Source organism: Mucilaginibacter sp. SMC90 (genome assembly GCF_022811725.1).
Taxonomy (GTDB): domain Bacteria; phylum Bacteroidota; class Bacteroidia; order Sphingobacteriales; family Sphingobacteriaceae; genus Mucilaginibacter.
Genome location: NZ_CP094527.1, coordinates 8,039,320 through 8,059,826 on the forward strand (window position 1 = coordinate 8,039,320; position 20,507 = coordinate 8,059,826).

A 20,507-nucleotide genomic window follows, 5' to 3' on the forward strand; every position below is an offset into this window, starting at 1 on the left:
AGTTAAAAAGTACGTAATTAAGCTCACTTCAGTGACAATATACATTATTTCAGATCTAGCGGCTTTTGTACCTGCCGGGGCATAAGGCATTGCGTTAAATCGATACAGGCAGGGTTGATGATTGTTCACCGGATTTTTTTATAGGGGTCTGCGGTCACGGTTCGCCGGTTAAATTTTTTTGCCTGAATATTTCCAGGGCGATCTTTTCGGTGTTAACACCCAGTTCCTCCAGCCTGCAGCATTTACTGCGTATCTTTTCCGGGAGGGTATCAACCGTTTCGATGAGGTCGATATGGAAACGGCAGTGTTCGTCTATCTCCGGGTTGCCTTCGAGGCTGTAAAAAAGCTCGTGGGCGGATTCCCGGTCGTTGCCGAGGTCGAATTCGCCGAAGGGCTCATAGTTTTTAGGTGTTTTCAGGCTGATCAGCAGGTAGAATGGTGAGTCCATAGCAGATGATAACGGCCCCCTCCGGGGGCCGTGTTGATGGTTAAACGAATGGACAATTATTTAATCTCGATCTGGCGGCGGCCGACCCTGGCTTCGTCACGTTTGGCGATGTCTATTTTAAGTACGCCGTCGGTATAGGCCGCTTCGATGTTTTCCAAGTTGGCGCTGTCCGGCAAGGTGAACGAACGCACCCAGGAGCTGTAGCTGTATTCGCGTTTGCTGTAGTTTTTCTGATCGCCGCTGTTTGTGCCCTTATTTTCTACAGAAACGTTAAGGACGTTGCGGTCGAGGTTGAGTTTGAAATCCTCTTTTTTCAGGCCGGGGGCGGCGAGCTCTACATGGTAATAGTCCTCGGTCTCGCTGATGTTGGCCGCGGGTACACGGCTGGTCAGGCGGTCGTTGAAAAAAGTGTCGTTGATGATGGAATCGAATACGTCATTAAAGCCTGGCATTAATGAACCGTTGTTTTTAGCGGGATTGAATTTAACCAATGTCATAGGTCTTTCCTCCTTAATGAATTAATGAATGAAACTTATAATGTTAATTAAACTACCTGTTGCCTAACAAGGGCTGTGCCAGCTGCGTGGAGGGTAACCGGCGCTGAAAAAAATTCAGTTTCGGTGAAAAAATTTCAGTGACCGGCTGTCAAAATTTCGGGGTGGTGCAGGATTGGATGTGCACGCGGGGCCGGGAGCGGCGTTGATCTTACTCCTCCCGCCTGTGGATTTTGTCTGTTGGCGGGGCGGTCAATATCGAGTTGGCCCTACGCGTCTGTACCCGGATGAGGGTGGCAGCGTAAATAATATTGTCTGATCGAAACAGCGATTGTGTTATGGTGTTATCGAATGGCAACATGGAAATAGATATCATTAAAGAAGGACCGATTATTCTGAAACTGGTCGTTGCCTTAATGTTGGGTGGAGCTATTGGCTACGACCGGGAGCGGGACGGGAAAAGCGCGGGGATCCGGACTTACGCGGCGGTTTGCCTTGGTGCCTGCTTGTTTACGGATATCGGGCTGGACCTGGGGGACCGTGCTTCCGCTTCGAGGATCATCGCCTATGTGATCTCAGGGATCGGTTTCTTAGGCGGGGGGATAATTTTTAAGGATACGGAGGGGAGCGGGGCGCGAGGGCTTACCACGGCTGCCACGGTATGGTGTACGGCCGGGGTGGGAGTGGCCATTGGTATGGAACTGTTTGTCACAGCGCTGGTGTCGACTGCGGCTATTTATTTTTTGCTTTCCCTGCATCACCGGAAGTGGTACGTGAGATTGAAGAGCGGGGTACGGAAAGCCAACGGCGATGATCAGGGACAATCGGACCTTTAAACAAACTTTATTTATCATTTGAAATATGCTGCTTAACAAAAGATTGTCTATTTTCTACTTTGTGAACCAGATCAAATTCGATGTGATCGCTATCGCGGCTTACGCGGTCCTGGCCGGTACATTTGATCATTATTGGTTATTGAAGACGGTGAGTATCCCGTTGTCGGTTTCTACGTTCATCGGCACTTTGTTATCCTTGCTGCTTGCTTTCAGGACCTCGCAGTCCTATGAGCGCTGGTGGGAAGCGCGGACGGTATGGGGGGCTATCGTGAACGACAGCCGGACGCTGATTAGGCAGGTCCAGCAGTTCCTGCCTGCTAACGCGGAAGGGGCCGCCTATGTCCGGAGGTTTACGGAGCAACAGATCACCTGGTGTCACGCGCTTTCGCAGAACCTAAGAAAAGTCCCTTTCTCGGGGATCGTTGCGGAATATGTGCAGCAGCAGGAAATAAAAACGGCCAACCTGCCGAATTATTTACTAAGCCGGCATACGAGCTTACTGGCAGAGGCGACACGGAAATTCGATCTGGATGCCAACAGACAGGTGCAGGTGGACGCGACGATCGCGCGGCTTTGTGATTCCATGGGTAAATGTGAAAGGATCAAGAATACGGTGTTCCCGCGTTCTTACAGTGTGTTGCTGCATTTTATCATTTATGTACTGATGACGGCGCTCCCATTCGGGCTGGAGGATAATTCTAAGTTCGTAGAAGTGGCTCTGACCTTTGTTATCCCGGTTCTGTTCATTTGTATCGAGCGGACGGCGATCCTGATGCAGGATCCTTTCGAGAACAGGCCTACGGATACGCCGATGACGACTTTGAGCAGGACGATTGAAAGTAATCTGCGGGAGATGACGACTAGCGTTGTGAACCCTCCGGTTCCTGAGCAGCCGGAGTCCTATTATATGATGTAGGCTTTGAATGGCTTTTCAGCCAAGCAGGGGTTTCGGGTTTCCTTGATCGGGTTTTGCGGGTGCGGTCCTGCATTTCTTGAAGGGGTTCCGTGGAAATTTATACGGGGCGATAAACTAATCCGGGTGGTTAGCCTTAATGTAGATGGCGTTCTAAGTGTACTTTTGATTATTAACAGATTGGCCGGGCATAATGCCCGGCCTTTTTAATTTCATGTGAATAAAATCATCATCCGGCGCGATTCTCCTGCTTTAAAAAATGTCAGATTGAGATCTCCGGAATGTTTATTGGGTGCGGTGGGTTTTATCACTTCATTGATGGGACGGATCTTAATCTCTGATCTGCACACGGGCAGGATCGGCGGGTTTACTGACAGGCGATATCTACGATAATGTTGTAATAGGCCTTGACTGAATCAGTCTCCTGGATCTATCTATCAATCCCGGGGCATTTTTATGGTAGCTTACGTTATACGTTCGAGTATAGGTTTTTATCAGCGATGGTGAAAGTTAACCCGCATAGATTGATGAGAAAACATAACCACTTCCGCAATGTTGTTGGGTAACTAATCGCTCCCCTAACTGGACGGAATTCGAACCGCTTTTTCGAACAAATACGCGTTTTGAACGAACTGGAGCACTTTTAGTTAACCCTTATTGTGCAATTTTCGAACCGCGTAGTTTAAGGTCCGGGCCGTACCTGGCTTTGCAAAATACTAAAAAAGCCTGCCCAATTGAGCAGACTTTCTTACGGTTAAACGAAAACACAGCCAATCCTAATCCAAACCGTATATTCTTATTTACAACTGCCCAATCAGTTCCATCCGCCTCCCAGCGAACGATAAAGATTGATTATCGCGGTTGCTTCTGCCCGGCGCACCGATGCAAGTTCCAGTTCGCCTGAAAGAGCGTTGCTTTGGGCTGTAATTACTTCGAGATAATTAGCCATGCCATTTTTAAAAAGCAGATTAGCATTACGTGTTGCGTTATTTAATTTAGCAACACGCTTAGCAGCTATTTCTTGTTGCTGCCCCAATTTATCGATGCCGGTTAGTGCATCGGCTACTTCGCCATAGGCATTAAGCACCGATTGGCGGAAACGGTCGACGGCCTTTTCTCTTTCAAATACAGCAACGTTATATTGCGTACGCAGCGCCCGTTTTGCAAGTATAGGTTCAGTCACGCTCCCTAAAACAGTTCCAAACAGAGAGCCCGGCAGGCTAAACCAGTTGCTTGTCTTTAACGAATTAACGCCGCCCTGCGCAGAAATGCTGATGGACGGGTACATCACAGCACGTGCTAAACCAATTTTTGCAGTAGCTGCCTCCAGTTCCAGCTCGTTGCTTTTAACATCGGGCCTGCGACTGATCATCTCTGAGGGTAACCCGGCAGAAAGTCCTTCAGGCATTTGCAAATCTTGTAAATTGCCTGAGCGTTTTATAGCTTGTGGAGGGATACCTACCAACACACTTAAAGCGTTTTCCTGCTCGTTTATGGCCTGTTGTAATTTGGGGATCAGCTGAGTTGCGGCCAGTTGTTGCGCTTCGGTTTGCTCAACAGCCAATGAAGAAACCTGCGCGGAGCGGTATTGAAGTTTTACTATGCTTAAAGTACTATCGGTTAGCGCAGCATTTTTCCGGGCTATTTGCAGTTGCTGGTCAAACATCAGCAGGTTATAATAAGCCGTAGCAACCGATGCTACAAGCATAGTTTGCACACCTTTACGAGCTTCGTGCGTTTTCAGGTAATCGGCCAGGGCCTCTCTTTTTTGATTTTTTACCTTGCCCCAGATATCTGCCTCCCACGATACATTAAGCGCGGCAGTATAATTATCCAGATTTTTTGTACCCAGAAATTGTGAGGCTGTAAGGCCATTCAAACTATTATCAGCAGGCAAGCTATTGCTGGAGTTTACATTCAGCCCAACTTCTGGCAATAAGCCGCTTTTTGCTTTTTTTAGCTGCTCGTTGGCAATCTCAATATCCTTTAAAGCCAATTGCAGATCGGTGTTTCTCAAAAGTGCGGTATCAATCAGCGCGCCCAGTTCCTGGTTGGCCAAAAATTGCCTCCAGGGTAAGTTAGCAATGCTTTTGCCGGTAGTGTTACCAGTGTCATTTCTGAAGTTTTTTTCGCTGATGCCGGTCAGCGGAGCGGTGCTTTTAGGCACCGCACAACCGGTTATCAGGAGGACAAGCACTAACGCGAAGGTTAGACCTGTACTCAGTTTATGATAGATTTTCATGATTTTAATAATTAATTTTTAGCAGTTTCGGTTAATAGGGCATGTTCATGGCTATGGTGGGCATCATCAGACTCCATGGTTCGTTTAGATGATACCTTTTCATGCAGGAACTGGAAGATCACGAACAATACCGGGATGATGAAGACACCAAGCACAACACCGGTGATCATCCCCCCTGCCGCGCCAACACTGATAGAATGGTTACCCGCAGCTGAAGGACCGGTTGCCCGCATCATTGGTAAAATACCGGCAACAAAGGCAATGGAGGTCATGATGATTGGTCTTAATCTTGCTTTAGCTGCTTCAATAGCGGCAGTTATCAATGTTTCGCCTGCGTGCCTGCGCTGAACCGCGAATTCGACGATCAGGATAGCGTTTTTAGCTAAAAGGCCAATCAGCATGATCAATGCAACCTGTACATAGATGTTGTTTTCGATACCGGCTATCCCGATGGCGGCGAACACCCCAATTACCCCTGTTGGGATAGAAAGTAACACCGAGAAAGGCAGGATATAACTGTTGTACTGCGCTGCAAGCAGGAAGTAAACAAACACCAGGGAAAGCAGGAAGATATAAACCGACTGCCCGCCCGAAATGATCTCTTCACGGGTTACACCCGAAAACTCGTATGAATATCCCTGAGGTAAGGTTTTGGCCGCTACTTGTTCCACTGCACGGATGGCATCACCGGTACTGTACCCTGCTTTAGGATTGGCATTCATCGGGATGGAATTGTACAGGTTGTAACGTGTTACAGTTTCAGGACCGAGTACCGGTTTCAGGCTCAATACCGAGCTGATTGGCACCATTTCACCGTTATCGCTTTTTACAGTAATATTTGCGATGGAGGCCGGAGTTGACCTGTCTGCCTTTTCGGCTTGAAGCATCACCCGGTAATACTTGCCAAAGCGGTTAAAGTCTGACACCTGCTGGCTGCCATAATAAGCCTGCATGGTTTTAACTACAGCATCAACATCTACCCTCAGCAATGCTGCTTTTTCTTTGTCGATAACCATTTCCAGTTGCGGATAATCGGCACGGAAAGCGGTGTATGCCAAAGCTATTTCGGGGCGCTTATTCAATTCGGCCAGGAATTTCTGGCTAACCGAGCTGAAATGGTCAAGTTTACCGCCGGTACGGTCCTGGAGGGCAAAGTCAAGCCCATCCACGTTACCGAAACCCGGCACGGTTGGCATTGTAAATACAATGATGGTAGCGCCTTTAATATCGGCTACACGCCTGCGCATATCGGCCATAATCTCATTGAGGTCGCCCATGTCGCCGCGATCTTTTTTAGGTACCATAAACGCTACGGCCGAAGAAGGGCTGGTGGCATTGGTGAAGATATTAAGCCCGCTGATCTGCGTAAAGCTTTTAATCACTTTCATTGGTAGCAGGCGGTCATTAACCTGTTTCATCACCTGTTGGGTACGTTCCTGTGAAGAACCCGGAGGCAGCGTGATGGATACTGCCGCAAAGTTCTGATCTTCAGAAGGGATAAATCCGGTACGGGTATGACGTACCAGCGCAACCGAGATCACTACGATTAAAACCAATCCCGAAATGGCAGCAGCCTTATGCTGGATGAGCCATTTTAAGCCTTTTACATATTTATTAGTAGCCCTTTCAAAACCTGTATTAAAACCGGCAAAAAAGCGCTGTTTAAAAGTTGTTTTTTTAACCGGATCGCCATCATGGTGTACATTTTTCAGAAAAAGCGCGGCCAATGCAGGGCTTAAGGTAAGCGCGTTAACTGCTGAGATAAAGATGGCAATAGCCAGCGTAAACGCAAATTGTTTATAAAACACGCCTGCCGAGCCTTCCATAAAGCCAACGGGCAAAAATACCGCGGCCATGATCAGCGTAATTGCAATAATGGCCGGTGTAATTTCGTGCATAGCCGATAGCGTTGCCGATTTGGCATCCAGCTTTTTATGTTCCATTTTGGCGTGCACGGCTTCTACTACCACAATGGCGTCATCCACCACAATACCAATAGCCAGTACCAGTGCAAACAACGTAAGCAGGTTAATGGAGAACCCGAACATTGACATAAAAAAGAACGTACCGATAAGCGCGACAGGCACCGCGATAGCGGGAATTAACGTGGACCGGAAATCCTGCAGGAATAAAAACACCACGATAAATACCAGCACGAAAGCCTCAACCAGCGTATGCAATACCTGTTCGATGGATTGATCAAGCAGATCCTTGGAATACCAGATAATTTGCTGGCGTAAACCGGTCGGGAAAGTTTTGGATGCTTTTTGCATCAGGTCTTCAACCTTAATCTGTATTTCCCTCGCGTTGGAGTTAGGCAGCTGTAACACCTGAATGGTAATGGCCGGCTTGTTGGTAAAATCGGGGTTACGACCGGTAAGCGTATTGAATGTACCATAAGTATAAGCACCCAATTCTACACGTGCTATATCTTTCAGCCGTAACAGCGAACCATCAGTGTTGGTGCGTACAACCATATTTTCGTAATCGCCCGGTTCGTTGAGTTTGCCTTTATAATTGATCACGTATTCAAAAGCCACCTTGCTACTTTCGCCAAAACGGCCGGGAGCAGCTTCAAGGTTATGTTTTTGAATGGCAGTGGCCACTTCTGCCGGGGTAATATGGTAGGCCGTCATTTGTGCGGGTTTAAGCCATACCCTCATGGAGTAATCTTTACTTGCACCAATAATGCGAGCCTCACCCACACCTGGGATACGCTGAATTTCGGGCAGGATATTGATGGTGGCGTAGTTGGCTATAAAGGTTTTATCAAATACCTTTTCATCTTCGGCAAAGAGGTTAACCCCCATAATAAGGCCATTTTGAGTTTTTTTGGTAGTAATACCTGCCTGAACCACTTCGGGAGGCAGCAAACCTGTTGCCGACGATACCCTGTTTTGCACGTTCACCGCAGCCTGATCGGCATTGGTGCCTAGCTTAAAGTAAACGCTGATGACCAGTGAGCCATCGTTTGTTGCTGATGAACTCATGTAGGCCATATCTTCCACGCCGTTGATGGCTTCTTCGAGCGGAGGGATAACAGACCTCAATATGGTTTCGGCATTGGCGCCGGGGTAAAAGGCCCTCACCTGTACAGTTGGTGGAGCAATATCAGGGAACATTTGTATGGGGAGTTTACTAAGCCCCACGCCTCCCAGTATAACCAGCATGATGGAGACAACGGTCGCCAACACTGGTCTTTCTATGAATTTTCTTAACATGGCTTTGTGATTTTTATGTTTTCGTTTAGGGCAAAGGCTTCCAGGGGCAGTCTCCTTTTAAACTTTTTGGATACTGCCGGCAGGTTCAGGCCCTTGCCCTGATTATATGTTATTGGATTTTAGTTATTGTAGGCTACCGCTTCGGTTTTGGGCGCGGCGGCCTGGATTTTAATGCCTTCCTGCAAACCATCGATACCGTCAAGTACAATACGGTCGCCTTGTTTCAGGCCGCCTTTAATCAGGAAAGTATTATCCGTACGGCCGGCAACGGTAACAATCTGTTTGTGTACCTTGCTGCTGTCGCCAACTGTATATACGAAGATCTTATCTTGTATCGTAGTTGTGGCCGATTGCGGGATATTGATCACATCATACTGCGTAAAGGTGATGTGGATACGGCCGGTATTACCGGAGCGGAGCAAGCCACCTGCGTTGGCAAATGTTGCACGTATGGTAATTGCCCCGCTGTTTTTGTCAAAGCCGCCGTTTACCATGTCCAGCTTGCCGGTACCGGGATACAGCTCCCCGCCGGCCAGACTAAGGCTTACTGCCTTGGCGTTCCTGAGTTTGTCATCAATGGTAGCGCCGGGAAGTTGTGCTTTTAGGCCTGCATATTCCGATTCGCTAAGCGAAAAGTATACGCGCACATCTTTAATATCCGACAGAGAGGTAAGTTCTCTGGCATCATTAACAGAGAGCAGGCTCCCGACCTTTTTGTTCAGACGGCCGATATAGCCCGATGCAGGTGCTTTAATCAGCGTGTAACCAAGGTTGATGCCAGCGTCTGAAAGCATGGCCCGTGCCTGGGCCACCCTGGACTGGGCTGCCTTCAGGTTACTTACTGCTGATTTTAACTGAAGATCGGCCACCACTTTATTCTCAACAAGCGGTTGCAGTTTATCAACTTCCAGTTGGGCGTTTGCTGCAGCAGCTTGCGCGGCGGCGAGCTCGGCAGAGGTGTTGTTCACTTGCTCGCGGTAAACCTGGTCATTGATCTTAAACAAAGGTTGCCCTTTTTGAACATATTTGCCTTCATCTACGAAGATCTTTTCGAGGATGCCGCCAACCTGCGGACGGATTTCAACCTCTGCTTCGCCTTCTATGGTAACCGGGTAGTCGTTTTGTATCTCGGTAGTGCCTGCTTTAACAGTTGCTACAGGTAAACTCGGCAATGTTTCGGTAGCTGCCGGCTGATCCGGCGAACATGCTGCCATTAATGCAGCAATTAATATAGTGACGATGGATGATATAGTTTTCATGACTGTTTTATTTTTAATTTTTATGGATTTGTGTTTGTGAATTGTTAATCGGGTAAAATAAGTTATCAGTGTTAAGTGTTTGTTAAAAAAAATCAGGATACGAGCGGCCGGATGGTATTGCCAATGGCTTCATGAAGTACGGCCTGGTTAAAGGCTTCCGAACGTCCTTTATTGACCAAATTGATAGATACAAGGCCATGTACCGCCGACCACATGGTATAATATTTTGTGCTGATCTGCTCTTCGGCTGTATTTCTGCCCCGCATCAGTTCTTTTAGCACTTCGCCAAAAAGGGCAGGTATTTCATTGTCTTTGGCAAAGCCTTCCTTCATTGAACTGCAGCTTACCTCTACGCCAAACATGGCCTGGTAAAGCTCCTTTTCGGCAAAGGCAAAGTTCCAGTAAGCCTGCCACATGGCTTCCAGTTTGCGTGGAGCTGTAGGTGCGCTATTTTTTGCTATGCGGATAGCGGCAGCCAGCGTTTTAAATCCGGTGGCCGAAAGCTCGCCTATCAATTCTTCCTTTCCTTTAAAATATTCGTAAATAACGGGGGCTGTATAGTCGATCTCATCGGCTATGCGGCGCATGCTCAAAGCCTGCCAGCCTTCCTGCCGTACGATGCTCAAGGCTGCCTTCAGGATCTTCCTGCGGGTCAGCTCTTTTAATCGTAGTATTCTTTCTTTGCTTCCCATTTTGTTCGTCTTTTATTTTCGACAACACAAAATTGCAACGAAACTGACGGTTAACCAATGTCATTGCTTTCGTAAAATTTGTACAATTCTGTCAATCGAAACTATTTTGATATATTTATGGATGCCAATTTTGACTTAATGAAATACACGTGCCTTAAATCACTTCAAATACGCCGGCTTTGGAAATAGATTGAAAGAATTATACAAAAACAGCAAACAAACAGCACATACGCCTGTAACAACAAATAATAAGATATGTAAAACAAAGGCCACACCCGGACGAGTGCAGCCTTTGTAATAAAGCATAAAAAGGTGTTTAGCGGGCGCTTTTACGACGATAAATGCGTTGTTGAAGCAGGAAAGCAAATGCGGCAACCGCAATAACTATAATACTGGCCAGTGGTAATGTAGCCGCACCAACCTGTTCCAGTACGATGCCCCCTATTAGCGGGCCTATGGCAAAGCCCATGTTACCGGCAGATACGAAAAGACTGCTGGCAAATTCCGGCGCTTCGGTAGCCGAATGGCTGATGAGGGTTTGACCAAGCAAATACGCTGTAGTCATTATAAAGCCCCAAACTATAATAGCTATTGAAACAGGGATATAAAAGCTGCTGATCAGGTATACAATGGCTTGGATGCCGATAATGCCCACAAAAAACTTCCAGGTACTGCCCGCGATACTTTTTGTAAGCATCCTGCCCATCAGGATATTTCCAAACACACCAGACAACCCGAACAAAAACATCATGATGCTGATCGTTTTTCCGTCCATTTTTATTACTGCTTTCAGATATTCGGCCAGGTAACCGTAGCTTACGGATATACCGGCCATAAAAACGGTTACAATCAGGATATTCCACCACACTTTACCTTTTTTCAGGATGGCCAGCTGATGATCAAATGAAGCTTTTTCCGTAACAGGCATTGATGGCAGCATTTTTAAAAGTGAGATTAAGGCCAGCAGGTTTAACGCCGCGCAAACTACAAATGCCGCCTGCCAGTTAAATATATCGGCAAAATACACGCTTACCGGTACGCCCAGTACAGTGCCTATACTAACCCCCGAAAAAACAATAGATACCGCTTTTGGTGCTTCACTCGGCTTTACCGATTGAGCTGCCGTAGCCATAGCCACCGAAAAAAAGATAGGGTGAAAAAAAGCAGGCAAAATCCTCGCTATGATCAACACGGTGAAGTTAGGCGCATACATAGATGCGATATTGGAAACAATGAATATCAGCAACACCAGCGAAAGCGCAGTTTTGCGATTAACACCGCTTGCAGCCAGTGTAATAAACGGGCCAAATACGGCAATAGTGAGCGCGAAAGCAGTAATAAGCCACCCCGCAGTACTGATGGATACTTTGAAGTGTTCCGCCAGTTGAGGCAGTACGCCAATAACCCCAAACTCGGTAGTGATGATGCCGAATATCCCGAGTGCAAGCAGGTACATGGCATTTTTATTCATTTTTACAACCGGTATTCCGGTCGTGTTTTTTGATGTAGTTAATTGTTCCATTTTGTGCGTTATTTTAAACGCGCCAAAATTGGCCATCAATTAACGGTGTTAACTTGTGCTATTTTTCAGTTCTTTTGTACAATTCTGTCACTTAAGCAACAGAAATAACCTGATTAGCTTTATTCCTGAATTCGCTCGGGTTCATACCTTTCTGCTTTTTGAAGAATTTGTTAAAATGGCTTTCATCGGCAAAACCTAATTCCTCGACAATTTCTGCGATCCGCATTTTACTGTAGATGAGCCGGTTTTCAATCAGCTTTATTTTATAATGGGCGATATAATCCTGCATGGTTTGGCCGGTATGCTTTTTAAAATAACGGCCCAGGTAACTCAGCGAAATATAAAATTTATCAGCCACATGCTCGGCTTTCGTTAATTGCGGATCATAAATATTGGCCTGAATGTATTGTAATATGTCCAGGGTTTTATCTTCTTTGTCTTCGGCAAATTGTTCGGGCAGGTTCATCTCTATACTTCGGCCAATAAGTACCACGAGGGTATTTACCAGCGAAAGAATCAGCTTATCCCAACAATTGATACGGTTAACTCGTTCGCGGATAATAGTTTCCACAATCATTTTCACCAGTGGCTTGTCGTTTTCATAGCGCAGCATTGAACCGGGGATCTGTTTGGCATTGTACAGCAGGTATTCCAACCGCTGGATATTATCTTTAACGATTCCGTTAGATTTTAGGTAAATGTCATTAAACCTCAAAAAGAAAAATTCGGTAGCGGTGTCGATCTTAAAATCATGAAGATCGTCGGGGGTAAACAGGAACATATCGCCGGCCTTGTAAGCATAGCGGTTATCATTTACGCAATGCCTGCCTTCGCCCGAAAGAATATACACCAATTCAAAAAAGGCCGTTTGCCTTACTTTTTTGGGAAATTCGTTTAAGGTTTCTACCGAAACGGAAAATGGTTCATATAGTTGTTCCCTTGCCATAATTTATCATTTTAGGAAAAATTATACAAATATACATCTTGATAAGCTTCAACGACAAGATTGATCTAAGATGCGACAAATCAGCATGTCTACTCAGCATTAAAACGACTCGGTATTGGTCAGGCTCTGTATAGTAAAAATTGATGAAGAAAGATAAATTTGTCCAGAAACTGGGCTCGAACCAGTTAAATAACTGAAAATAAATGCCAGATACTATCTACCGGCGGTTCGACTTTAGTCCTGTTCGGACCCGATCAACCCGAATCGGACTCTTCTAATTCTCGAACCGATTAGATTTTCCTAAATACCTGATAGAATGCGCATTGAATCCATCAGGTGATTCAACATTAGCCCTGTTCGGGCTAAGATTAATGTTAGCCTCAACAAGATTCGAACCTTCAAGCTCTCAACTTAAATTGCGAGAGAATTTTAAGTTTACCGATCAAATGGTTAGAATTATGCCCATTCTGGGGACGAATTTGCACTTTCCCAAACTCAACTCGGATCAAAATATTAAACAGGTCAACTTCTATACATTCTCTCCCGTTAATAAGGATAACTGAACATTATCAGCGAATGCCGCTATCACTAAACGTCTTTAAAATATCCTTACAAGTCTATGAAAGTCGTATTATTGTATATTTTATCCTTCATAGGCCGCAGCAAAGCGTTAATTTAAACATTGAAATTTTCTTACATTTGCTTAAACACTATATCTACCATGAGTACAGCTACCAACGAATCGAAAAACATTCATCAAGGCCGTAATATAAAACGCTTTAGGGAGATGCTCGGCCTTAAACAGGAGGCGTTGGCTATCGAGCTCGGTGATGACTGGAATCAAAGAAGAGTTTCATTACTCGAAGCTAAAGAAACTATTGAAGAAGACGTACTTTCCCAAATAGCTGCGATATTAAAGGTGCCTGTTGAAGCAATTAAAAACTTTGATGAGGAAAAAGCTATCTATAACATTCAGAACAATTATGAAGGTTCACATAATCAAGGTCCTTTAAATAATTATGGAACCATTAATTTTAATCCAATAGACAAGCTAGTAGAACTTTTTGAAGAGAACAAAAAACTCTATGAGCGTTTACTGGCAAGTGAGCGGGAAAAAGTAGAGTTATTGAAAAACAAGAACTAAAAATGCCCCAATCCAGCATCCTTGATACTTACCAAAACAGGATGAGCAATGTTGTCGCTGATCCTGAATTTAAATCTCTCGAAGAGAAATATCGGCCTACTTAGACCTACATGGTATCGAAAAGATTTTTGATGTTTTTGATATTAAACACCCCCCGCCCGGTGAAGCGATTACAGGGAAACTGATTTGGCATCCGGAATACGATCTGCCAATCGATCTTAAAAAAGATATCACCAAGATTTTCAATAAGTACTTTGTTGACTAATCAACGAATAGAAGAGTTCAGGTGATTTTCCTCTGCACACACCTGCCACATTACAGCTTAAACAACAGAAGCTGAAAACAGGAAAATTGTCAAGGGCCGCGGTGATAGCCGCGGTTTATTATACCCTTGACTGTTTTCCTGTGTCGCTACCTTTGTGACTGCGGTGATGTGGCTATATGCGCTGCTGGAAGGCAGGCATGTATGAGGAACGAATACTTGCCTGTGCGCGGCAGCGAGGCTGGCTGCGAAATGAAACCCGGCGCATAGCGCGGTGCAATGCAGCAACCTGCCGCAGCTGCGTAGCCTCTTTATCTTACCTCCATCACCTATTTGCTTTTACCTTTTCCAGCTTCCGCTTAGCTTCCTTTTGATCCTTTTCTGCCTGTGCAGCTACGGCTTCGGCAGCAATTATCGCCTGCTGTTTTACCATTGCTTTTTCAGCCTTATCTATAAAATCCTTTGGATCTTCCGCCAACTTCGTATCAATGGTCTTGGCAACTTTTGGATACAGTGCCCTAACCAGCCAGAAGTTATAAGCTTCACGATTCAGGTCATCATTTTGATGATAGAGATATAAAGTACTCCCGAATGATCCGGCTGTTATTATAAAACAAACCACCAGGCCAATGATCAAATTACTAGACCAGGCACCTAAATGGTGACTGTTTTTCACACGAATGACTTTCGGCACTGTCGCTACTATGCCATTTAATTCATCGATCTGCTGCTGGATCTTTTGATCGTTATATCGCTTATTAGCCATTTCAATTCGCGATGAGATTGTTTCCAATGTGCCCCGGTACTGTTCCAGAAAGCTTTTTAGAAACTCGGCCACGCTCGTTTCCATCACACTGATCCTTCCGGCAAAACCCTGGATCAGTTCTTCCATAATATTTACCTTTTCTTCTAACTCTTCATTTTGCATAACAAATCGTTTTGAGGTTAATCTTAATTTTTATTCTTCTACCTGCTTATACCCTTTGACTGGGAATGTTCCGCTTCGTGCTTCTTTCGTTTTCTGCGGGCGATATCTGCGTCACCCATTGGGTCAGGTGGCCCGGCAACAAATTGTGGTTCAAGCAGTATTTCCAATATGCCTTTACCTGTACCGGGGTTATGGCTGTATTCCGCCTGAACGCTCTGCCAGATTGATTCACGCAGCTGGTTAGCCACAAATGGTTGATTGGCTTCCCTTGCCGCATGATACTGCTCTACCTTTTGGTTTCGGTTTAAAGTCGCATCAATACGGACAAAGCTTAAGTTCCGGTCAATAGCGGAACCTTTCATTTTAATATTGCCCTTTTCAAAGGATATACCCTGCACTTCATTGGTACCGCTACGGAATTTATAAGCAATGGTAATTTCCCGCCTGGCGAGCTGCGCTTCCAACTGTTTCCAGTTCGTGGCCGTTTTCATTCCTGCTTTAATAGCATCGTATAATTCGTACCTAACTTTCTCCCTGCCCTTTAACGCCTGGCGGTTCACCAGATCTTTACCTTCGCCTATATGATAGCCGTATTTCATGGTAATCTCCTTACAGGCTTTTACATTCTTAGCGAAGTTGTTTTTGTCGCTAATGGTCTTGCCGTTATTATCCACCCGGTTGTAAACAACATGGAGATGCGGATGATCGCGGTCGCTGTGACGAACGATCACATACTGCGTATTTAGGATACCTGTTTTTTCCATGTACTCTTTCGCCCGCTCCACCATGATATCATCGCTTAATTTAAGCAAGTCTTCCTTACTCCAGCTGAGTACCAGGTGTCCCACTGCTTTGCCGAGTTCCGGCCGCATTTTACGTTGCAGGTTAAAATCCTGAATTATGGCGTTAGCGTTCTGCATGCGAACACCTTCGGCAGATAATATCTTAGCTTCCGGCTTATTCACCACATAGCGGACACAGCCGCCAAAGCTTTTCCCGGTGATTGGTTTACCCATCATGGCTGCTAAGTTTTGTAATTAACTCGTCCACTTGTTTAAGGATGTTTTGGCATTTCATGGCAAGCGTAAATAGGCCTGCCACATGCGCTAAGTGCGTTAACTGGTTGAGGTTATTCGCTACCCCAGCCAGCGTCCTGAACCAGCCGCTTTCCTCTGGGGTAAATCTCGGAAAAACCCTGGCGTTTTTAGCGGCCCTCCGGAACCATTCACTGGGTTTCAGCCCGGCATTTTTCGCTCTACCTTCGATCAGAATTTTTTCCGTTGGCGTTAAACGCACCATTAAAAAGTCACTCCGCCTGATCGTCTTTTTGGGTCTGCCTGGGGTCCTCGCTTTTTTTATTGTTTTATTTTCATTAGCTGTTAGCATGTGTTCATTTCATTTTTTGTTGCTATAAAAGTTCGACCAACGGGAGCGAGTTCCGAATCACCCCAGCGGGGTGAATTCGGGTTTTTGTGTAGCAAAAACATTAACTCGCTCCTTACAATTCGAAAAATGGGCCGGTGATATATTCAGCTATCTGTATATATGCCGGATGCCGCAAATCGGTATTGACGCCCATTTCGAAAATTGACTTAGCGCCCAATTCCCTGGCTCCTTTCTTCCGGCCCTCTGCGCCGGATCTGCGGTTGCAAAGAAGTGTGCTTTTGTGCGGCCAGGTATTCATTGATGTCGTTAAAACCCTTGTAAAAACCAGATGCATCGGTGAAGCTGACACCCGCAGCCTGCAACTTTTCAGCAGCTGCAATTCCGGCTTTGTCATGGTTAAGCATCAGAAAAACTTCCGGGTAGCTCTTTAAAATGGGCACCGCTCTTTCAGCCAGCGCAACAGAATTCAGGATGATAAAATCCGATTGGGATTGACCTCCTTTCAGCTGCAAGAGCGAAAGGAAATCAGTAAAGCCTTCCAGCACGATGGCGGCTTTATGACTGCCGCCAATGATGGTAATGTCCTTGGGCGACGATGCCCCTTTGAACCAGTTATTCCGCAGCTCGTAACCTCCTGAACGATTGGCGAAGCCAATAGCGAAATAGGGTTTGCCACTTATTGTAAAATCGACCTCTTTGCAATAGGTTGTGGCAATGGCCGGATCAACCCCGCGTGTTTTCAGGTAAGCGATCAAAGCCGGATGTTCAAGCGCTTTCACACCGGTAATGATCACCGGATTGTCCGGCTGAGGTTCTGCCTTTTGCAACGATTGCTGATGAAATGAAAAATCATGATTGCCATTATTCAAACGCTCCAGAAAATCCTCTACGGAACAATGATGCATACGTATGCCCAGGTCAATCAAATTACCTCCGGTACCTTCGCCAAAATCCATCCAGGCATTAAGCCTGGTATTTACTTTGAATGAAGCGGTCTTTTCTTCGCGCAGTGGTGATAAGTACCAGTAGTTATGAGCTTTGATCCGTTGCGGCTGAATACCGCATTGCTCTAGGTAACTAATAATAGAGAGTTCTTTTGCTGTTTTACAGTTATATCGTATCATGTTGTAAAATCTAAAGGGTTGTAATAAATGATGCAGGTGCCAAACCATACGGGAGAGCTACCCTTACATTTCTGATGAATGATGAGCTATAGCCGTAACTATTTATAAATAAATTATTTATACACTCATCATTCTCTCATCATGGTTTTCCGCTTTGAGGAGTTTGCTCATCGCGCTCATCATTGCTCATCGTGCCTCGTCAAACGATGATGAGCATGTAATGCACTGACAAGCAATTTGATAAATGTGAAGTCAGCCTGACTCATCAAGCTTTTGCCGGAGCCATTCTTCCGTAATGGTATAGTACCTCCCTGTTTTGGCCACGGTTACCAATTCGTTGAGGTTATTATAACAATAGGTCGAATAGCTTAGACTGTTGGGCACCGGGACAAGGCCCCACTCCTGCTGCATCAGCTGCGATACGTCCTGTCTTGTCAGGCGCGGCATGCTTTTTTTAGCAGATCCAGAATATCTTTATTGGCAAAGCACATTTTCTGGCCGGGATCATGCTCCTGGATCTCTTTGAACAATAACAAGAGTTCGGTTTCCAGCCGATTGCGGTTATTGCGCATCACCCGCAATAAAGCATCCGTTCGGATCTGCTGCTCAGAAAACCACATGCGGGTGTTACCAACCGGCACCGATAACGGCCGTTCTAACAGATGGAACAGAAAAGCGGGGATCTCCCCGGTCATCTGTTCCAGAAGCCGGACATTCTCCTTTTCAAATACCGGTACTTTCCTTACCCAGTAGCGTGTTTCCGTCGGTTCAATGACAATAAAATTGTACTCGTTATTGGAACAAAGGATGAACTTGCCAAAGAATTCCGTTTCGCGCTTATCCTTGCTTTTGGCTTCCACCTTGGATACTTTTGCAGTGCTCAGGTTTTTGATTTTTTCAGAATCTTCCTTTTTGTCCAGCAACACTTCTTCCACCGCGATGATGAGCGTATTCATCCAGTCGGAATTGAACTGTGACCGGAAATCATGGTTGCCGTTAAAGGTCATGTTATTGCCAAAGATGACTTTGAGCAGGTCCAGGAAAGTAGTCTTACCTGTTTTGCGTTCCTTGGATACCAGGCAAAGAATAGGCAGTTTAATGACCGGCCTCGTATAGAGTAGGGCTATGTAATCTAGTCCCAGTTCGTACTGCTCGCCAAAGATGTGCTGCAGAAAGCCCAAAATAGTCTCACAAGAACCTGGCTCCGGTTTGAATTCCAAAGGATGGTACCTGTTAAAATAGTTGCCAATGGTTTCCCGGTAATCGGTATGGCTGGGGACACAGCAATATGCATCGAACTTGCGGATCTTCTTGATCGCGTCCGCACTCAAATCTTTTTTGAGTGTTTCCGATGACCAAAGCAACCAGCCGTCTGTATAGCCGCCGGTAACCATCGGTTGCCTAGTCCGCTTGTAATACGAGGTCTGCACACGGATGTAACTGCCCGGTTGGTTTAAAGGAAAGAACTGATCAGCCATGACCGTACTTATTGTGCAACGGCCTGCTGGCCGCTGCCGATCCATGCCAATAGTTTTTTACGCGAGAAAAGCAGCTTGCCTTCCACTTTACAGAAAGGAATTTTTTTTCTTTTCACCAGCCCGTAGACTGATGTGACTTCATACTTGATCAGCTCGGCAGCTTCCTTGGTGTCCAGCAAAGTATCTTCCTCATCGTCCGGGCGGGGTGATTTTAAGTTGACCACGTTTCTGACAGATAACTCAATGAGTTCCTGGAACTCCTGTGTCGTTAGGGTAGTAAAAAAAGTTGTGTTCATAAATTAAAAAATTTGATGAACACAAAAGAGTATGAAAATAACCCAACGTTAATGAACGAAGTTGAACGTCGTTAGGGTTTGAGTATATAAGTAGGAACTTTCTTTAAGACCTCGTAAGCTTTTTTAGCATAGGTTCCACTGCTTTTATGCACAAAGTCGATAGCCGTATCTTTTTTCTTGGTCATGTTACGCTGAATGTCACCCACAGACTCGTATGTTTCAAAGGGAGAGAAATTAGATTTTAGCAGTTCGCAATATTTCATCTGCGGTACTTTCAGATAGGTCGTATTGAGCTTATAGGTGGCATGCATTAACAGGCATAATAGATTCTGATAGCCGGGTGCCATTTGATAATAGTGTGGGCTGTTGCTCTCCGGCCATATTTGTTCCTGGTCATTCAATTTAAAAAGCCTGCCCAGCAGATCTCTGATCTCATCGTCGCTACTAAAGACTTTCGGCACCTGCATCAGTTGGCAAAGTTGGTCGTCCAATAAGGTGCACCAAAGGTCAAATATTTTACTGCCTGGGTATCGTAAAAGGATATGGCTATCAATATCAGCCGCTGTAATTTGCGGCGGTGCCGGTTTCGGCGCGGCTTCTACAGATGCTTCAAATACAAAATCAGGTTTTACCTCCGGCTCAGGCATTTTGACAACAGGATAAACATTAACTACCGGTGGTACCTGCTCTTTTTCATTCAAGCGTTTCAGGTTGCTGTACTCCTGAACCCCTTTGACTAGTGATGCCTGGATGTAGCCTAAAGCATAAATTACCTCGGGAATGGCAAAGCCTTCAAAATAAAGGTTGTTATGACAGTACGTAATGAAATCCCTAAGCGCCTGCTTTTTTTGCTCCAGCTCCAGGGATAAAAAGGTTTGGCCGATCTCTTCATAGAAATGTGACATACCCGCCGAGTAGCCATTATAAAACATGTCAGCCAGTTCTTTGGTATAGGCCTCTTCAATCGGCTTAACATTGTTAACCAGTATCTTGTTATCTACTGTTGTAGTATTCTTAAAAACCCTTAGTAAGTTCGGTTCACTCAAATAAATTGATCTGCTTTCACTTAGTTCGATCTGTTCAAAAGGAAAACTGCTATTAAAGTCGAATTCAAAATCCCCCGGCTCAAACAAACCATCGGTCGATTCCAGAAACGGGTATTTATTATGGTTATCGGTATTGATACCCTTAGTGGGATGAAATCCTTTGAGGTTTAAAAAATACATAAGCAACTTAAAAATCAAACGCCCAAACCTGAATAATAGTTTTGGCTGATTTTATTAAAGTAATGTAACACGGATTAGCGTTTACATGTA

General features: G+C 45.4%; 19 protein-coding genes. 3 read left to right on the forward strand and 16 right to left on the reverse strand.

What is annotated here, in order from left to right; all coding sequences use genetic code 11:
• Positions 1-154 precede the first annotated feature (154 nt).
• Positions 155-448 (reverse strand): hypothetical protein, encoded by a 294-nt coding sequence (locus tag MTO98_RS33755; protein ID WP_243484157.1) that lies wholly within the window; start codon positions 446-448, stop codon positions 155-157.
• 56 nt (positions 449-504) lie between these two features.
• On the reverse strand, positions 505-945 hold the full coding sequence (locus tag MTO98_RS33760) for an Hsp20/alpha crystallin family protein (RefSeq protein ID WP_243484158.1): 441 nt from the start codon (positions 943-945) through the stop codon (positions 505-507).
• Between the two features lie 356 nt (positions 946-1,301).
• Between MTO98_RS33760 and MTO98_RS33765 the strand changes: the two genes are divergently transcribed.
• The gene (locus MTO98_RS33765; protein WP_243484160.1) at positions 1,302-1,778 is read left to right on the forward strand and encodes an MgtC/SapB family protein; all 477 of its coding nucleotides are present in this window, start codon (positions 1,302-1,304) and stop codon (positions 1,776-1,778) included.
• 25 nt (positions 1,779-1,803) lie between these two features.
• Positions 1,804-2,694 carry a bestrophin family protein gene (locus tag MTO98_RS33770; protein WP_243484162.1) on the forward strand — a complete coding sequence of 297 codons (891 nt, stop codon included), beginning with the start codon at positions 1,804-1,806 and terminating at the stop codon, positions 2,692-2,694.
• Between the two features lie 811 nt (positions 2,695-3,505).
• Here the strand turns inward: MTO98_RS33770 and MTO98_RS33775 are convergent.
• The 6 genes from MTO98_RS33775 to MTO98_RS33800 form a co-directional block, all read right to left on the reverse strand.
• On the reverse strand, positions 3,506-4,933 hold the full coding sequence (locus MTO98_RS33775) for a TolC family protein (protein WP_243484163.1): 1,428 nt from the start codon (positions 4,931-4,933) through the stop codon (positions 3,506-3,508).
• An 11-nt stretch (positions 4,934-4,944) separates the two neighbouring features.
• Complete coding sequence (locus MTO98_RS33780) at positions 4,945-8,154, reverse strand: efflux RND transporter permease subunit (RefSeq protein WP_243484165.1); 3,210 nt, start codon at positions 8,152-8,154, stop codon at positions 4,945-4,947.
• 119 nt (positions 8,155-8,273) lie between these two features.
• Positions 8,274-9,413: an efflux RND transporter periplasmic adaptor subunit gene (locus MTO98_RS33785; protein ID WP_243484167.1), complete on the reverse strand. Its 1,140-nt coding sequence runs from the start codon at positions 9,411-9,413 to the stop codon at positions 8,274-8,276.
• 92 nt (positions 9,414-9,505) lie between these two features.
• Positions 9,506-10,105: a TetR/AcrR family transcriptional regulator gene (locus MTO98_RS33790; protein ID WP_243484169.1), complete on the reverse strand. Its 600-nt coding sequence runs from the start codon at positions 10,103-10,105 to the stop codon at positions 9,506-9,508.
• 316 nt (positions 10,106-10,421) lie between these two features.
• Positions 10,422-11,627, reverse strand: a complete 1,206-nt coding sequence (locus MTO98_RS33795; RefSeq protein ID WP_243484171.1) for an MFS transporter — start codon at positions 11,625-11,627, stop codon at positions 10,422-10,424.
• Between the two features lie 91 nt (positions 11,628-11,718).
• Positions 11,719-12,573 carry an AraC family transcriptional regulator gene (locus MTO98_RS33800; RefSeq protein WP_243484173.1) on the reverse strand — a complete coding sequence of 285 codons (855 nt, stop codon included), beginning with the start codon at positions 12,571-12,573 and terminating at the stop codon, positions 11,719-11,721.
• Positions 12,574-13,294: 721 nt separating this feature from the next.
• On the opposite strand from MTO98_RS33800, the gene MTO98_RS33805 reads away from it, so the two are divergent.
• Positions 13,295-13,717 (forward strand): helix-turn-helix transcriptional regulator, encoded by a 423-nt coding sequence (locus tag MTO98_RS33805; RefSeq protein WP_243484175.1) that lies wholly within the window; start codon positions 13,295-13,297, stop codon positions 13,715-13,717.
• 587 nt (positions 13,718-14,304) lie between these two features.
• On the opposite strand, the gene MTO98_RS33810 is transcribed toward MTO98_RS33805, so the two are convergent.
• The 8 genes from MTO98_RS33810 to MTO98_RS33845 all read right to left on the reverse strand — a co-directional run bounded on the left by MTO98_RS33810 (position 14,305) and on the right by MTO98_RS33845 (position 20,417).
• A complete protein-coding gene (locus MTO98_RS33810) occupies positions 14,305-14,907 on the reverse strand; it encodes a hypothetical protein (RefSeq protein WP_243484177.1) in 603 nt (200 codons plus the stop codon).
• 38 nt (positions 14,908-14,945) lie between these two features.
• Complete coding sequence (locus tag MTO98_RS33815) at positions 14,946-15,926, reverse strand: relaxase/mobilization nuclease domain-containing protein (protein ID WP_243484179.1); 981 nt, start codon at positions 15,924-15,926, stop codon at positions 14,946-14,948.
• Positions 15,916-16,293 carry a plasmid mobilization relaxosome protein MobC gene (gene mobC, locus MTO98_RS33820; RefSeq protein WP_243484182.1) on the reverse strand — a complete coding sequence of 126 codons (378 nt, stop codon included), beginning with the start codon at positions 16,291-16,293 and terminating at the stop codon, positions 15,916-15,918. Before mobC ends, MTO98_RS33815 begins: the two co-directional genes overlap by 11 nt.
• Before the next feature lie 206 nt (positions 16,294-16,499).
• A complete protein-coding gene (locus tag MTO98_RS33825) occupies positions 16,500-17,417 on the reverse strand; it encodes a toprim domain-containing protein (protein WP_243484184.1) in 918 nt (305 codons plus the stop codon).
• A 252-nt stretch (positions 17,418-17,669) separates the two neighbouring features.
• Positions 17,670-17,864: a hypothetical protein gene (locus tag MTO98_RS33830; protein ID WP_243484185.1), complete on the reverse strand. Its 195-nt coding sequence runs from the start codon at positions 17,862-17,864 to the stop codon at positions 17,670-17,672.
• The gene (locus MTO98_RS33835; protein ID WP_243484187.1) at positions 17,852-18,895 is read right to left on the reverse strand and encodes a primase-helicase family protein; all 1,044 of its coding nucleotides are present in this window, start codon (positions 18,893-18,895) and stop codon (positions 17,852-17,854) included. The genes MTO98_RS33830 and MTO98_RS33835 overlap by 13 nt, the downstream gene beginning before the upstream one ends.
• 8 nt (positions 18,896-18,903) lie before the next feature.
• Positions 18,904-19,191: a helix-turn-helix domain-containing protein gene (locus MTO98_RS33840; protein WP_243484190.1), complete on the reverse strand. Its 288-nt coding sequence runs from the start codon at positions 19,189-19,191 to the stop codon at positions 18,904-18,906.
• A gap of 71 nt (positions 19,192-19,262) precedes the next feature.
• On the reverse strand, positions 19,263-20,417 hold the full coding sequence (locus tag MTO98_RS33845) for a hypothetical protein (RefSeq protein WP_243484193.1): 1,155 nt from the start codon (positions 20,415-20,417) through the stop codon (positions 19,263-19,265).
• Positions 20,418-20,507: the final 90 nt, after the last annotated feature.